General features: G+C 31.0%; 1 protein-coding gene. It reads left to right on the forward strand.

What is annotated here, in order from left to right; translation table 11 throughout:
- A partial coding sequence (locus CPJCM30710_RS17495) for a transposase (protein ID WP_212905402.1) occupies nt 1–445 on the forward strand: 445 nt, incomplete at both ends.

Below are 445 nucleotides of genomic sequence, written 5' to 3' on the forward strand. Positions count from 1 at the left end.
ATATAGAAGTCAACTTAGCCTATAGATGGTTTTTGGGATATTCAATAACCGAAAAAATACCTGATGCATCAACAATTAGTCAAAATAGAATTCGAAGATTTAAGGATACTGATGTTGCACAAAAAATATTTGATAATATAGTGCTCCAAGCTATGGAGAAAGGGCTAGTTAGTGGTAAAATTCTTTATTCAGATTCAACACATATCAAAGCAAATGCTAATAAGCGCAAATTTGAGAAAGTTGAAGTTACTGTAACACCTAAAGATTATATTGAAGAGTTGGATAAAGATGTAAATGAAGATAGAAAGAAACATGGAAAAAAACCATTAAAACCTAGAGAAGAAAAAATAGAAACAAAGGAGATTAAGAAAAGTACAACCGATTCTGACAGTGGATATATGATGAGAGACAATAAGCCAGAAGGTTTTTTCTACTTAGACCATAG

The sequence above is a fragment of the Clostridium polyendosporum genome, from assembly GCF_018332455.1.
Taxonomy (GTDB): Bacteria; Bacillota; Clostridia; order Clostridiales; family Clostridiaceae; genus Clostridium_AY; species Clostridium_AY polyendosporum.